At 70.6% G+C, this 14,494-nt stretch carries 13 protein-coding genes; 4 read left to right on the forward strand and 9 right to left on the reverse strand.

Annotation, left to right across the window (positions count from 1 at the left end; genetic code table 11):
• Positions 1-21: 21 nt before the first annotated feature.
• The 3 genes from AB0F10_RS26495 to AB0F10_RS26505 are packed head-to-tail and all read right to left on the reverse strand — an operon-like array spanning position 22 to position 4,129.
• On the reverse strand, positions 22-645 hold the full coding sequence (locus AB0F10_RS26495; RefSeq protein WP_360630427.1) for a vitamin K epoxide reductase family protein: 624 nt from the start codon (positions 643-645) through the stop codon (positions 22-24).
• The gene (locus AB0F10_RS26500) at positions 642-1,358 is read right to left on the reverse strand and encodes a DsbA family protein (protein ID WP_360630430.1); all 717 of its coding nucleotides are present in this window, start codon (positions 1,356-1,358) and stop codon (positions 642-644) included. Before AB0F10_RS26500 ends, AB0F10_RS26495 begins: the two co-directional genes overlap by 4 nt.
• A 56-nt stretch (positions 1,359-1,414) precedes the next feature.
• Complete coding sequence (locus tag AB0F10_RS26505) at positions 1,415-4,129, reverse strand: HAD-IC family P-type ATPase (protein ID WP_360630433.1); 2,715 nt, start codon at positions 4,127-4,129, stop codon at positions 1,415-1,417.
• Between the two features lie 160 nt (positions 4,130-4,289).
• On the opposite strand from AB0F10_RS26505, the gene AB0F10_RS26510 reads away from it, so the two are divergent.
• The gene (locus AB0F10_RS26510; protein ID WP_360630436.1) at positions 4,290-4,427 is read left to right on the forward strand and encodes a hypothetical protein; all 138 of its coding nucleotides are present in this window, start codon (positions 4,290-4,292) and stop codon (positions 4,425-4,427) included.
• 192 nt (positions 4,428-4,619) lie between these two features.
• On the opposite strand, the gene AB0F10_RS26515 is transcribed toward AB0F10_RS26510, so the two are convergent.
• The 3 genes from AB0F10_RS26515 to AB0F10_RS26525 all read right to left on the reverse strand — a co-directional run bounded on the left by AB0F10_RS26515 (position 4,620) and on the right by AB0F10_RS26525 (position 7,802).
• Entirely contained in the window at positions 4,620-6,236 is a 1,617-nt protein-coding gene (locus AB0F10_RS26515; protein WP_360630439.1) for a methyl-accepting chemotaxis protein, read from the reverse strand.
• 708 nt (positions 6,237-6,944) lie between these two features.
• On the reverse strand, positions 6,945-7,397 hold the full coding sequence (locus tag AB0F10_RS26520) for a hypothetical protein (protein WP_360630442.1): 453 nt from the start codon (positions 7,395-7,397) through the stop codon (positions 6,945-6,947).
• A gap of 48 nt (positions 7,398-7,445) precedes the next feature.
• Positions 7,446-7,802: a helix-turn-helix domain-containing protein gene (locus AB0F10_RS26525; protein ID WP_360630445.1), complete on the reverse strand. Its 357-nt coding sequence runs from the start codon at positions 7,800-7,802 to the stop codon at positions 7,446-7,448.
• Positions 7,803-7,903: 101 nt separating this feature from the next.
• Here AB0F10_RS26525 and AB0F10_RS26530 point away from each other — a divergent pair, with 101 nt between their 5' ends.
• Positions 7,904-8,548, forward strand: a complete 645-nt coding sequence (locus tag AB0F10_RS26530; protein WP_360630448.1) for an NAD(P)H-binding protein — start codon at positions 7,904-7,906, stop codon at positions 8,546-8,548.
• A 116-nt stretch (positions 8,549-8,664) separates the two neighbouring features.
• On the opposite strand, the gene AB0F10_RS26535 is transcribed toward AB0F10_RS26530, so the two are convergent.
• Complete coding sequence (locus tag AB0F10_RS26535; RefSeq protein WP_360630451.1) at positions 8,665-9,285, reverse strand: TetR/AcrR family transcriptional regulator; 621 nt, start codon at positions 9,283-9,285, stop codon at positions 8,665-8,667.
• An 89-nt stretch (positions 9,286-9,374) separates the two neighbouring features.
• Here AB0F10_RS26535 and AB0F10_RS26540 point away from each other — a divergent pair, with 89 nt between their 5' ends.
• The gene (locus tag AB0F10_RS26540; protein ID WP_360630454.1) at positions 9,375-10,865 is read left to right on the forward strand and encodes an MFS transporter; all 1,491 of its coding nucleotides are present in this window, start codon (positions 9,375-9,377) and stop codon (positions 10,863-10,865) included.
• Positions 10,866-10,877: 12 nt separating this feature from the next.
• Here AB0F10_RS26540 and AB0F10_RS26545 read toward each other — a convergent pair whose 3' ends face one another.
• Positions 10,878-12,152: an NAD(P)/FAD-dependent oxidoreductase gene (locus tag AB0F10_RS26545; RefSeq protein ID WP_360630457.1), complete on the reverse strand. Its 1,275-nt coding sequence runs from the start codon at positions 12,150-12,152 to the stop codon at positions 10,878-10,880.
• A gap of 9 nt (positions 12,153-12,161) precedes the next feature.
• Entirely contained in the window at positions 12,162-12,989 is an 828-nt protein-coding gene (locus AB0F10_RS26550) for a helix-turn-helix domain-containing protein (protein ID WP_360630460.1), read from the reverse strand.
• 774 nt (positions 12,990-13,763) lie between these two features.
• Between AB0F10_RS26550 and AB0F10_RS26555 the strand changes: the two genes are divergently transcribed.
• On the forward strand, positions 13,764-14,494 hold a 731-nt coding region (locus AB0F10_RS26555), incomplete at its 3' end, for a substrate-binding domain-containing protein (protein WP_360630463.1).

Consider the following 14,494-nt stretch of genomic DNA (forward strand, 5'->3'; position numbering starts at 1 on the left):
CTCGCACCATAGCCCCTGTGCTCAGCCGAACAGGGCCGAGCCGTATCTGGTGGTGACGGACAGGGCGATGACGAGGAGCCAGATCGTGACGACGAGGACGTCGAGGTCGGCGTCGATGAAGCGGGCGGCGGCCTGCTGCATCCGCGGGGGCAGGTAGAGGTTGTTGTCGCGGATGTTCACGTGCGTCAGCGTGGCGAAGACCAGCGTCGTGGAGACGGTGATGACCAGGCACCACGGGCAGAGCGCGCCGATCGAGAACATCGCCTCGTAGAACAGCCAATACGCGAACGCGACGCCGAGGGTGTAGACGACCTGCGCGGCGAACATGAATCCGCGCGGGAACCGCACCCCGGCCAGGCTGGCCACCGCGATGGTGATCACCACCGGCTCGGCGACCATGCCGAGGAACGCGTTCGGGAAGCCGAACAGCTGCGCCTGCCAGCTCAGGGCGACCGTGCCGCAGCTGATCACCGCGTTGATGTCGCAGGAGAGGCCGACGCCGGGGTTCGCCGCGAGGCGCACCGCGTCGATGGAGAGCACGAACGAGGCCAGCAGGCTCAGGCAGGCCGAGAAGAGCATGGTGCCGTAGATCCAGGCGTCGGCGTGGCGCAGCCGGCGGAACCAGGCCAGCGGGCCGATCGTCACTTGGCGGCCTCGGTGACGGCGTGGGTGAACGGGCCGACGGTGTACAGGTCGCCCTCGAACTTCACACCGTTGATCTTGACGGTGGGCGTGCCGCCCAGGCCGGCGTCGAACGCCGCCTGGGTCGAGGCGGCGACCCAGGGCTCGAAGACGCGCTCGTCGAAGTCGTCCGAGATCGCCTTCGGCACGCCGGCCTGGCCCGCCAGGCCGGCGATCTGGTCGTCGGACAGGCCGGTGCTGCCCTCCGGGGGCTGGTGGGCGAACAGCGCGTTGTTGAACGGCAGCAGCTTGTCCGGCGCCTGGTCGTACACCGTCGCGGCCGCGTTCGCGGCCCGGGTGGAGTACCGCGTCCCGCCGGACATCTCGTCGAGGAACGCCAGCGGGTACAGGTACAGCCGGGCCGTGCCGTCGCCGATCAGGCGGTCGATCTCGTCGCCGTTGGCGCGCTCGAACTGGCCGCAGTACGGGCACATGTAGTCCAGGTACACCTCCACCTTCACCGGGGCGCCGGCCTGGCCGACGACCAGCGCGCCGTCGACCGCGCCGCTGGGGGCCACGACGGGCCCGGAGGCCGCGGGTTTCGCCCCCGAGTCGTCCCCGGCGGCCCGGACGATGGTGAACACGATCGCGACCAGCAGCAGCGCCACGATCACCACGCCGGCCACCCGGGCCTTGCCGAGCCGCCGGGGCGCACGGCCCGCCTGCTTGCCCACCATTTCTCCAGGCTAGAGCCCGGCACCACAATTGGGTCACTATCCGGCAAATGCCCGCCCTATCGGCGGATCGCCTTCTTGACCTCGGAGACCACGATGATCGACGCGGCGATGCCGGCACACGCCAGCCACTGCCGGATGTTGAGGTTCGTCATGTCCAGCAGGTTCTGCAGCGGCCCGAGCGCGGTGGACACGACGAGCGTCAGCAGCGAGGTGACGATGGCGAGGTTGAGCCGCCGGTCGGTGAAGGTGTCCAGGCTGAAGATCGTGCGGCGTTCGTCCTTGGCGGCGATCGAGAAGAACAGCGAGAAGAGCGAGAACGTCACGACGCCCATGGTGTGCGCGACGTCTGCGGGGTAGGAGCGCTCGGCCCACTCGATGACGCCGAGCGTGCCGATTCCCATGATGACGCCGACGGTCACCAGCCAGATCATCAGCCCGCAGGTGAGGATCGGCTGCTCCGGGTGCCGGGGCTTGCGATCCATCAGATTCGTGGCCGGATTGCCGTAGCCGAGCCCGATCGCCTGGAACAGCAGGGTGGTGAAGTTGATCCACAGTGTCTGCAGCGGCAGGAACGGCACGCCGCCGGTGACGTTGAAGATGCTGGCGCCGAGGAAGGAGGTGATGAAGCCGAACAGGCAGCCCATCTGGAAGCGCACGTACTTGGTGAGGTTGTCGTAGAGGCCGCGGCCGATCTCGACTGCCTTGACGATGGTCGAGAAGTTGTCGTTGGTGAGCACCATCACCGCGGCTTCCTTCGTCACCTCCGTGCCGGTGATGCCCATGGCGATGCCGATGTCGGCCCGCTTCAGCGCCGGCGCGTCGTTCACGCCGTCGCCGGTCATGGCCACGATGTCGCCCTTGCTCTTCAGCAGGTCCACCAGCCGGACCTTGTGTTCGGGGGTCACCCGGGCGATGACGCCGACGTCGTCGATGGCGTTGCGGGCATCGTCGTCGCTCATGGCCTCGAACTCGGCCCCGGTGATCACCCGGCCGCCGATGCCGAGCTGTCCGGCGATGGCGCCGGCGGTGACCGCGTGGTCGCCGGTGATCATGCGTACCTTGATGCCGGCGGCCTTGGCCGTGGCGATGGCCGCCTTGGCGGCGGGGCGCGGCGGGTCCACGATCCCGACGAGTGCGAGCAGTTCCAGGTCCTCGACCAGGGCGAGCAGGTCACCGTCGGCGTCGAAGGTGGCCGGGTCGAAGTCGCGTCGGGCGGTGGCCATGACGCGCAGGCCCTGCTCGCCGAGGATCCGGTTCTCCTCCAGGTAGCGCTCCCGGAAGTCGCCGTCGGCCGGCACCGGCCCGGTGTCGGCGTTGAAGACGGTGCTCGCCCGCGCGAGCAGCTGGTCCGGGGCGCCCTTGACGTAGCAGCGGATGACACCGCGGCCCGCGTCGTCGTCCATCCGGTGGAACGTCGCCATCAGCTTGTACGCGGCGTCGAACGGCAGCTCGGCGAGGCGCGGGTACGCCTGCCGGGTCGACACGGCGTCGACGCCGCCCTTGGCCGCGAGCGTGACGAGGGCGCCCTCGGTCGGGTCGCCGATCAGCTCGCCGTCGGTCACCACCGCGTCGGACGCCAGCACCATCGGCAGCAGGAACCGGTCCACCGCGACGATGGGCTCACCGGCCACGCGGGTGATGTGTCCCTCGCTGGAGTATCCCTTGCCCTCGATGGTGTACCGGCGGCCCACCACCGTCATGCGGACCGCGGTCATCTGGTTGAGCGTGAGCGTCCCGGTCTTGTCCGAGTTGATCGCCGAGGTGGAGCCGAGGGTCTCGGTCGACTGCAGCCGCTTCATGATCGCGCCGGCCCGGGCCAGCGCCTGCGTCCCGTACGCGAGGATCGCGGTGACGACCGCCGGCAGGTTCTCCGGAATCGCACCGACGGCGAAGGCGACCGCGGCGGTGAAGACGACCGAGAAGGTGTCGCCGCGGGCCAGGTTCAGCCCCATGGAGATGACCAGGGCCACGCCGGCGATCAGCAGGATCTGGTTGGTGAGCTTGTCGAGCTGACGGGTGAGCGGGGTCTTGACCGCCGGCGCACCCTGGAGCATGCCGGAGATGTGGCCGACCTCGGTGGACATGCCGGTCGCGGTCACGACGAACACCCCGGAGCCGCGGGTGACGTTGGTGTTCATGTACACCATGTCGGTGCGGTCGCCGAGGGGCGTGTCGCCGCCGGCGACGGCGTCGGTGCCCTTCGAGACGGGCAGGCTCTCGCCGGTCAGCGCGGACTCCGCGACCTCCAGCGTCGCGGCCCGCAGCAGGCGGCCGTCGGCCGGGATGATGTCGCCGGCCTCGAGCGCGACGACGTCGCCGGGCACCAGCCGTTCGGCCGGGATCTCGGCCAGCGCGCCGTCGCGAACGACCTTCGCCTTGACGATCATCATCTTCTCGAGCGCGGCGACGGCCGCGGCGGCCTTGCCCTCCTGTTGCAGCCCGAGGACCGCGTTGAACAGGGTCAGCAAGATCAGCATGATGCCGGTCTCGAGTTCCTTGAGCGGATACAGGCTCACGATTCCCGCGACCAGCAGGACGATCTGCATCAGGTCGGCGAACTGGCGCGCGAAGGCGTGCCACCGGGATTCCACCTTGCCCGCGGTGAACCTGTTCTGGCCGTAGCGCGCGGTTCGCGCCTCGACCTCGGCCGAGTCGAGGCCCTTGTGCTCCTCCACCCGCTCCGCCTGCAGGACGCTTTCGGCGCTGAGGGTGTGCCACAACTGGGTTTCCTCAGGCGACAACGTGACAGCCGGCGCCAATGATCTGGTCACGTGCTCTCCCTCGAACGCCGTTGCGAGACCGGCCGCACCGCCCAGGGGGCATGACCACGCTGGGGCGTTACGGAAGCCCTAGCTATACATTCTCCGAATTTAAGTCATATTTCTTTGCAATATGCGCGATAGCGCGCACTCCTGTGACAGACGAAGCGCCGTGGTCGACGTGGCCTCGCCGAGGATGCGCTCCGCGCGCCAGGCAGCGTTCATCGGCGTCGGCGCGATGGTCAGCGCCGGCATCTTCGCGCTGCTGGGCGCCGCGGTGTGGATCTTGTTCCTGCTCCGGCGGTGGTGATGGGCGAGCTCGCCATGGCGCGCGTGCCCTACGGCCGGTACCTGCGCTGGGTGTGGCCGCTGCTGGCGATCCTCGCGGCCACCACCGTCGTGCTGCTGGCGGCCGGCGCCGCCCTGTCCTGAGCGGGTACGGCCCGCCGCGGACGGCAAAGCGGGGCCGGACCCATCGGTCCGGCCCCGCATCCGCCGCCGGTCAGCTCAGCTGGAAGCGGGAGACGATGGCCCGCAGTTCCCCGCCCATCCGGGCGAGGTCCGCCGCGGACTGCTGGGACTGGCTCACACCCGTCGTGGTGATCTCCGCGGCCTCCGCGACGGCGGCGATCGTGGTCGCGATCTCGCGGCTGCTGTCGGCGGCCTCGGTGACGTTGCGGCTCATCTCGCCCGTGGTCGCGGTCTGCTCCTCGACCGCGGTGGCGATCACCGTCTGGTACTGGCTGATCCGCTCGATGATCTCGGCGATCTGCTCGATGGCTCCCACCGCGCTCGCCGTGTCGGCCTGGATCGCCTCCACCCGCCGCGAGATGTCCTCGGTCGCCTTCGCGGTCTCCTGGGCGAGATCCTTGACCTCGCTGGCCACGACCGCGAAGCCCTTGCCGGCCTCGCCCGCGCGGGCCGCCTCGATCGTGGCGTTGAGCGCGAGCAGGTTGGTCTGCTCCGCGATCGCGGTGATCAGCTTGACCACGTTGCCCACCTCGGCCGAGGAGGTGCCGAGCTTGCCGACGGTCTCGTTGGTCGCCTGAGCCACACTGACGGCCTCGGCCGCGACGGCGGCTGCCTCGCCGGCGTTCTGGGCGATCTCGCGGATCGCGGCGCCCATTTCGGCGCTGCCCGCGGCCACCGTGTTGACGTTCGCCGACACCTGCGTGGCGGCCCGGGTGACCTCCTGGGCCTGCGCGCTGGTCTCGTCGGCCGAGGTGGCGATCCGCTCGGACACCTGGGACAGGTCGTCGGAGGCGCCGGCGAGCGAGTCGGCGTGCCCGGACACGGCGCCCACCGTCTCGCGCAGCGAGTCGATGGTCTCGTTCAGCGCGTCCCCGAGCTGCCCGAGCTGGTCCTTGCGCCGGATGTCGACCTTCGCGGTGAGATCCCCCTTGGCGAGCCTGCCCAGCGCGGCGACGACGACCGACAGCGGCCGGACGACGGACCGGGTGACCAGGATGCTCAGCGCGACCGCCAGGGCCAGGGCGACGAGCAGCGCACCACCCATGGCGTACTGGCCCAGGCGCTGCGCGTCCTGGCTCTGCTTGCGGGCCACGTCCATGCGCTGGTCGACGGACTTGCCGAGGGCCTTCGCCGTGTCGTAGATGGTGCCGAGCGACTCGGCCGCGGGGCCGTCATTGATGGCGTCCATCGCCTTGACCATGCCCGCGTGGCTACCGTCGCCGACCCAGCTCATGATCTTGTCGTCCCAGTTGAAGAAATCGTCCCAGGCCGGCTTGAGCTTCGCGTACAGCGCCTGCTCCGCGGGGGTCATGTGTGCGGTGTGCGCCTTCTTGAAGCTCGCGTACACGGCGTCCTTGGCCGCGAGTTCCTCCGTACGGTTGAAGCTGTCCTTGCCTAGCGCCTTCGTCGGGCCGTACGCGGCGACGTCGGAGACGACCAGCCCCTGCCAGCCGGAGATGTCCGCCATCTGGTACATGGCGAGTTCCACATCCTGCTGCACCGACTGCAGGTCGGTGAGCTGCCGCTGGGCGTCCTGCTGGCGGGACATCGCCGACCAGCCGACACCGGCGGCGACGATCATCAGGACCATGAGCACGGAGAACGCACCCCCGAGCCGCGTACCTACACCCGCCCGATTGAAGCGCACAGCACGTTCCTCCCCGCAGTCTGTATCCGAACACCGCCATAATCGGCCGGTCCGCGGCCGGACCTAGGAACTGAGATCTGCCTCGCGTTCCGGGCTCCCGTCGCTGTGACGGCCGCCACTCGTGCCGGGCCGCGGCGGGGTCGCTCCGGGCCGGGCGAGCGGGCACTCTGAGCGCGTGACAGACGCGGTGCTGCGTGCGATGAACCCCGCCGACCTCGACGCGCTGATGATCGTGCAACGCGACGGGGCGCGGGCCGGCCTGGCGAACATCTTCCCGCAGGAACGGTTTCCGTTCCCCGTCGACGTGGTGCGACGCCGGTGGGAGCGGGAGATCGCCGACCCCGGCATCGACTGCTTCGTGGTTCTGGACGACCGGGGCCGCATCGCGGGGTTCGCCGCGCTGCGGGGCGCCGAGTTCCTTCACTTCGGCACCGCGGTCGGCTCCTGGGGCGGCGGCCTGGCGGCGCGGGCCCATGACGAGGTGCCATGGGGTGTCGGCCTGCGCGCCGCTTCGCTCTCGCTCGAGACGTGGCGAGATGAGGAACTGCCGGAGATCGCCGCCGAGGGCTACGCGGTCGGGATCAACTGGACGGGGCCGCGGCTGGTGGGCTGGGACCTCACGGTCGCCGAGGTGCTCAATCGCCTCGCCAACGCCCTGGGCGAGGGACCGTACACCAGGCACGATCCCTCGGCTCTCGCCGAGGAGGATCAGTCGTCTGCGGGGCGCAGGTCCATGATCCAGTTCGTCTCCCAGGTCTGCCGCCCGTCGACCGAGAACGCCTGCTCCCAGCGGGGCGCCCCCGGTGTGCCGCGGGACCAGATGAACCGCACGTCGACCGGCTGCTCGCCCTCTCGGTCGGCGCCGTAGAACACCCCGCGATCGCCGTCGAACGAGCCGGTGACAACCGGGAACAGCACGCCGGTCTCGTTCGTCGTCCAGTGCAGCGACCAGACCTTCCGCACCGGATCGTAGAGGCGCAGGGTCAGGCCCCTCATGCCGTCCGGAAAGATGATCTCGTCGATGTTCGCGGCGCCGTCGAACAGCGAGCGGATCTCCCCGAGGGCCTCGAACTCGTCCCAGTCGTCGCTGCCCACCAGCCGATGCTTCAACCGGCGATTGGCCACCCGCCAGCGGCCGATCAAAAAGTCGAAATCATCCATGCCCATCAGCTTACGGACCACGGCCGTCGCTTCGTCGAGACAGGAGCGTCAGCGAAGCGGCGATGCCTCGCGTGCGTCGAGGAGTTCGTCCCAGTGTTGCCGGGTCCAGGCGCAGGCGGCGGCCATCGGCTCGAGCAGGCTGCGGCCCAGCGGGGTCAGCTCGTACTCGAAATGGGGCGGGCGGCTGGTGCGGTTGATCAGGCCGTCGCGTTCCAAGGTGCGCAGCGACTTGGTGAGCACCTTCGCGGTGATGCCCCGCAGCGGGACGCGCAGCTCGGAAAAGCGCCGCGGCCCGTGCTCCAGGCAGCGGACGATCATGCCGGCCCATTTGTCGCCGACCCGGATCGGCGACAGATCGGACGGACAGACCGGATCGAACATGTCGGGGTCCAGCGGCGTCGTCACGGTTCCACGGTAGTCGGTATCCGATCGGTAACCGGGTGCGCGGATACGTTCTGCGGCGAGGCCGGCGAGCGCGCCGGTCCGGGAAGGAACGGGAGTCGGCGATGGGCGGGATCGTGATATTCGGTGCGGGCGGCCGGGCCGGGCGGGCGGCCGTCGCCGAGGCGCGCCGGCGGGGTCATCAGGTCACCGCGGTGGTCCGCGATCCGGGCCGCAACGGCTTCGCGCCGGATGACGGCGTGCGCGTGGTCGCCGGTGATGTCTCGGACGAGGACGCCGTCGCCCGGGTCGCCGCCGGTCATGATGCCGCGATCAGCGCAGTGTTCGACCCGGCCGCGGCGCCGGACGCGCTGTACACCGGCGCCGCCCGTGCGCTGCTCGGCGGGCTGACCCGCGCCGGGGTGAAGCGGCTGCTGGTGGTGGGCCTGGCGTCGGTCCTGCCGACCGGCGACGGGGTGGCGCTGATGGACACACCCGGCTATCCGCAGGAGTACCGCTCGTTCTATCTCGCCCACGCGGCCGGCACGCAGGCGCTGCGGAGCGCGGCCACCGACCTCGACTGGCTGGTCGTCAGCCCGGCGGGCGACTTCGACCGCGGCGGCGCGCGCACCGGACGCTACCGGGCGGCGGCTGCCGACCCGGACAGCCGGATCTCGTACGCGGACCTCGCCGTCACGCTGATCGACGAGGTCGACACCCCACGGCACCACCGGGTTCACCTGGGCGTCGAGGCGTCGATCGCGCGTTGATACCGGCGGGTCAGTTCGCCCAGCGCGTCCAGTCGCGCCGAGCTTGCAAGGGGGACAGCAGGCGCAGCAGCCGCGCCGAGGCCTCCAGCATTCCTCCATCGGACGGCGTTCGCCGGCTACCGCTTGGCCGGGGTCACTCCGTAGACCAGCCGCAGGATGGCGTCGGTGAGGGTGTCGATCAGCTCGTCCTCGTCGTGGGCCTCGGGGTTGGCGAACGCGTCGGCGAACGTCATCAGCCGCAGGTGGATCACCATCGTCGCGAGCAGCGCGGGCGGGCCGTCCACGGTGAGGCCCGCCTTCGCGTCGCGCTCGATGCGGTGCCGGAACATCGTGCAGCCGTCGTCGACCAGGCGCTCGCGCACGCCCATGACCTCCGGGCCGGGGTCGGGGGCGAGGAACACCTCGCGCAGCCAGCGGCCCTCGACCTTCCAGCGCTTGAGCGACAGCATCAGGCCCGCGCGCAGCGCCGCCCGGTCGAGGCCGTCCGAGGCCAGCCACTCCCCCATGTCGGCGTCGGTCTGGCCGATCGCCCGGTCCCAGAGCGCGGCCAGCAGGGCCTGCTTGGACTCGAAGTAGAAGTAGAAGCCCGAGCGGGCGATCCCGGCGGCGCCGGCCAGTTCGTCAATGGTGACCTGACCGATCGGCTTCTGGCGCAGCACCACCTGGGCGGCGTCGAGCAGGGCCTGCTCCCTCTGATCGCCCTTGGTGGGCGCGCGGCGGCTTCCGATGGCTGGCACGAACCGATCCTACCGCGTGCATTCGACGTCACATCTTTGTTTTTCGACACAGTGTTGAGAATGCTCGTCAGTGCGTCTACGTTCGGTTCATGCCTAACCAGTCGTCCCGCATGGCCCTAGCGGTGTCGTGCTACGTCGTGCTCTTGGTTTCCGCCCTGCAGACCCTGGTCGTGCCGGTCGTCGCGAACATCCAGGCCGACCTGGGCGTGTCGGCCACCTCGGCGAGCTGGGTCGTGACCGCCAACCTGCTGGCCGCCGCGGTGCTCACCCCGATGCTCGGCCGCCTCGGCGATCTTTACGGGCGCCGCCCGGTCATGCTCGGCGTGCTGGTGATCGTGCTGGCCGGCTCGGTGCTCGCCGCCACCACCTCGAGCCTGGCGCTGCTGCTGGTCGGCCGGGTCGCGCAGGCCGCCAGCTTCGGGCTGTTCCCGCTCTCCATCGGCGTGCTCCGCGAGGAACTCACCCCGCAGCGCCTCACCGGCGCGATGGCCACCGTCAGCGGCATGCTGGCGGTCGGCGCCGGCCTCGGGCTGACCGTCACCGGCCTGCTCATGCGCGCCGGCGGCGACTACCACCAGCTGTTCTGGCTGGCCACGGTCCTGACCGTGATCGGCATCGCCGGCGTCTGGATGCTGCCGCGCCGCGCCGCGGTGGCGACCGGCCGCCTCGACTGGATCGGCGCCGGCCTGCTCGGCCTCGGCCTGGTGCTGCTGCTCCTGCCGCTCGAGGAGGGCAACAGCTGGGGCTGGGCCTCGGCCAAGGTGATCGGCTCGCTGATCGCCGCCGTGGTCGTCCTCGTCGTCTTCATCCTGGCCGAGCGCCGGATCAGCCAGCCGCTGGTCACCATGCGCATGCTCACCCACCGCCCGCTGGTGATCGCCAACGCGGCCGGCCTGTTCCTCGGCTTCTCGATGTTCGCCATCTTCCTGGCCGTCTCCTACCTGGTGCAGACCCCGCCCGCGATCACCGGCTACGGCTTCGGCTCGACCGTTCTCGCCGCCAGCGTCGTCTACCTGCTGCCCGGCACCGCCGCCGGCGTGTTCACCGCCCCGCTCGGCGGCCGGCTCGTCGGCCGGTTCGGCCCGAAGAACACGCTGGTGATCGCGGCCCTGCTGGCGTTCGCCGGCTTCGGGATGCTGGTCGCCCTGCACTCCGCGACCTGGCAGATCATCGTCAGCGCGTTCGTGGTCAACACCGCGGTCATGTTCGGCTACGCCGCCCTGCCCGCCCTGCTGATCGCGCACGTCTCCCCGGCCGAGACCGGCATCGCGAACAGCGTCAACTCGATCGCCCGCTCGATCGGCATGTCGCTGGGCACCGCGTTCGTGGTCACGATGCTGACCCGCAACCTGATCCCGGGTGCCCCGGTCGCCCTGCCCCACGAGTCGCAGTACACCGCGGTCTTCGCGGTCGGCGCCGTGCTCGGCCTGCTCGCCGCGGCCCTGGTCGCCCTGGCCCTGCCGGGCAGCCGGCCGAGCCACCTGAGCGTCCGCGAGGTCGAGGAGGAAGAGGTCTTCGGCGCGGCCGGCCTCGAGGTCCCGGCCGACCTGGTCGCCAAGGAGAACGCGGCCCGCGTCTGAGCGCCGCGGGCGTCAGCGCCGCCCGGCCCTGATTCGGGCGGCCAGGCCGGCCCCGCGCAGCACGGTCGAGCGGGCCGCGACGGCGACCGGATTGCGGAAGTGGAACATCTGGGCCGACTCCTCGGACTGCTCGACCGCGCGCCGGGCGCGGCCGAGCATCTCCCGCTCGAAGGCCGCGACCGCGTCCACGATCGGGCCGCCCGCGGCCAGGGCGCCGGTGAGGACCCGGGCGTCCTCGAGGGCGCTGTTGCCGCCGAGGCCGCGCTGCGGCGGCATCAGGTGGGCGGCGTCGCCGAGCAGCGTGATCCGCCCGTGCGCGGACATCGTGGGGCGGTCCGCCGCGGAGCGCCGGGGCAGCCGGCTGCTGCGGATCGAGATCGGCGCGATGAGGTCGGGGGGCGCGGTGCCGGCGACGAGGCGCCGCAGTGCCGGGTGCCAGCCGCGGAGCGCCATCGCGGCTCCCGGCTCGCCGGCCCCGCCGTCGCCGGCGCGGCGGGACAGCCCCCACAGCACCGTCGGCGTGCGATCCTCGCGCTCGCAGAACGACACGAACAACGACCAGCCCGCCGGGCCGAAATACTGGACGCCCCCGGCGAGGTTGAGCGGCAGGGCCTCGTCCCACCCACCGGTACGGTCGACGTGCCCGCCGATGCTGATGATGCCCATGTCGACGACCTCCGGGACCGCCGCACCGGTCGACCGCAGGGCCTCGCGCACCGACGAGCCGGCGCCGTCCGCCCCGACGACCATCGCGGCCCGGACCGTGTCGCCGCCGGCCAGCCGCAGGGTCACCCCGGACGGGTCCTCGTCGATTCCGGCGACGTGGCCGCCCCACCGGATCGGTATCCCCCGGCTGAGGTGGCGGCGCAGCGCGGCCCGGCGTACCGTCCGGGCGCCGGCGTCGGCCCGCAGCCGCAGCAGCGGGCGCATGCCGGCGGTGGCGAAGGCGAACTCCTCGCCGACCCCGGCGACGTCGACGTCGGACAGCGCGGCGAATCGGGGCTCCGGCAGCAGTTCACGCAGCGCCGCCACGCCCATCGCGTTCAAGGAGATGCGGTAGCCCTGTTCCCGGCCGTCGGGGCCGGGGTCACGCTCGAACACCGTGACCGGGTGGCCCGCGGAGGTGAGGCCGTGCGCCAACGCCAGTCCGCCGACGCCGGCACCGATGATTGCGATGTGTGAGCCTTTTTCAACGTGGCCAGGGCGGCAGCTCCCGACGGTGGGCGACGGCTCGGATACCTCCGGCCCGGGGCCAGGTTGAAAATTGCTCATCGATTCGGATGTCATGCCCCGACGCTAGGGACCGGCACCGTCGTCGCGCTTGAAGGAAACGGCCGGATCGTCGCGGTGCAGGCGGCGGGCCAGCTCGCTGGGCGGCGCCCCGGCGAGGGTACGGATCTCGCGGGTCAGGTGCGCGTGATCGGCGAAGCCGAGCCGGGCCGCCAGGCCGGTGAGATCCGTGCCGGGCTCCTCCATCAGCACGCGCAGTGCCGCCTGGACCCGCACGATGCGGGCGAAGCGCTTCGGGTTGATGCCCACCCAGGCGTCGAAGAGGCGGCCGAGGTTGCGCGGGCTCGCGGCCGACTCGTGTGCCAGCCGCTCGACGGCGACGTCGCCGGACCGATCCAGGATCGTGTTCAGCGCGGTGCTCACCCGGCCGTCGGTCGCCGCGCCGCGCAGCCGGGCCGCGAGGAAGGTGTCGAGAATGGCCAGCCGGGCCTGAACCGGCCCGGCGGCCGCCAGCCGCGCGGCGAGTTCGTCGGCGGCGGGGCCGGCGAGCTCGGCGAGCGGCGTCCATCCGGCCGGCAGCGACACGGCCTCGATGCCGAGGACCGCCACGGCCGTGCCGGGCTGCAGGCTCACGCCGAGCAGGCTCACGCGCCGCTCGTGACGGTAGGTCTCCGGCCGGGTCAACGGACCGGCCGCGTAGCCGGCCGGCCGGGCGCCGAGGACGAAGATGAGGTCCGTCAGGCCGTCCGGAAGCGCGGTCAGCTCCACCGGCGGCCGCTCGACGTCGAGTGTCCAATATGACTCCACGAAGCCGGCCAGGCCGGCATCGGGGGCGAACCTGGCGAAGTTCAGCCCGTCGCCCGGCAGCACGGAGACGCGCGGCGCGGGTGCCATGCCAGCGAGCGTACGGGGTGACAAGTGTACCGGTAGGCTCCCGCAACTTTCAGGTCACTTGCCCCATTGCCCACCCGTCGGCGGCATACCTACGGTTTAACCACCGTTGGATGTTGTCGACGACAACAAATTCGAACCGGTCAGTAGTAATCCGTAATGCGCCGTTGTTCCACCAGGGTGGCGCGGTTTTTCTGCAGAGCGCGACCCATCGACGCGCACTTCGTCACCGTCGATTCCCGCCCGGCTCCGTGCCGCTCATGGCAGCGCCGGCCGAGGAGCACCATGAACGCATCGGACGACCGGCGATCGCACGCCCCGCCGCCCACGGCGACCGCCGCCCCGCCCGACCCACCGAAGGATCACACCGAAACGTTTCGGACGGGCGAGGAACCGTCTCCGGCGAAGCAGCCGACCGGCGGGCCCCGGTAGCCGTCCGTCCACGGGGGACATCGACGTCCCTCAGCACGCCCACTCGATCTTGAACGGGTCACCGTCTCGCGCACGTTTCGCCTGCGTCTCGATGGCGCCCGGGGCGGATCCGGCTCCGGCGCAATTCGGGTGGTGTGCGACGGTCGCAACCCGACCCCATGTTGCCAGATTGTTATTCCGAGGAACGAGATCCTCTCGCATCATTGCTTGCGCTGAGCGCTGGGATGAGAAAAAGTTGCCGAGCACAACAAACAAACCCCTCGCTCAGATTCCTGAAACCGAAACTTTCGGTGGCGGGCGCTACTGAATTCAATCGAATGTCCGATTACCTGAAAGGGACAAGAAATGCGTAAGGGATTTTTCGCCCTGGCAGCAGTGGGCCTGCTCGCCACCGGCGGCATGGCTGCGTGCAGTGACGACAGCGGCAGCGGCACGGGCAGCGGCAGCGACACCAAGTCCGTCGGCAAGGTGGGCGTCATCCTGCCGGACACCCAGAGCTCGGCGCGCTGGGCCACGGCCGACACCACGTACCTGAAGGCGGCGTTCGACGCGGCCGGCGTGCCGGTCGACATCCAGAACGCCCAGGGCGACAAGGCCCAGTTCCAGACGATCGCGGACGGCATGATCTCCAGCGGCGTCAAGGTGCTCATGATCGTCAACCTGGACTCCGGTACCGGCAAGGCGGTCCTCGACAAGGCCAAGGGCGCCGGCATCGCGACCATCGACTACGACCGGCTCACCCTCAACGGCGGCGCCAACTACTACGTCAGCTTCGACAACGTCGCGGTCGGCAAGCTCCAGGGCGAGGGCCTGGTCAAGTGCCTGACCGACATGAAGGCCAGCAAGCCCGTCGTGGCCGAGCTGAACGGCTCGCCCACCGACAACAACGCCACCCTGTTCAAGGAGGGCTACGACTCGGTCCTCAAGCCCAAGTACGACTCCAAGGAGTACGTCAAGGGCCCGGACCAGTCCGTTCCGGAATGGGACAACGCGCAGGGCGGCACCATCTTCGAGCAGATGCTGACCGAGAACAAGAACATCAAGGGCGTGCTCGCCGCCAACGACGGCCTCGGCAA

Source organism: Actinoplanes sp. NPDC026623 (assembly GCF_040638275.1).
Classification (GTDB): Bacteria; Actinomycetota; Actinomycetes; order Mycobacteriales; family Micromonosporaceae; genus Actinoplanes.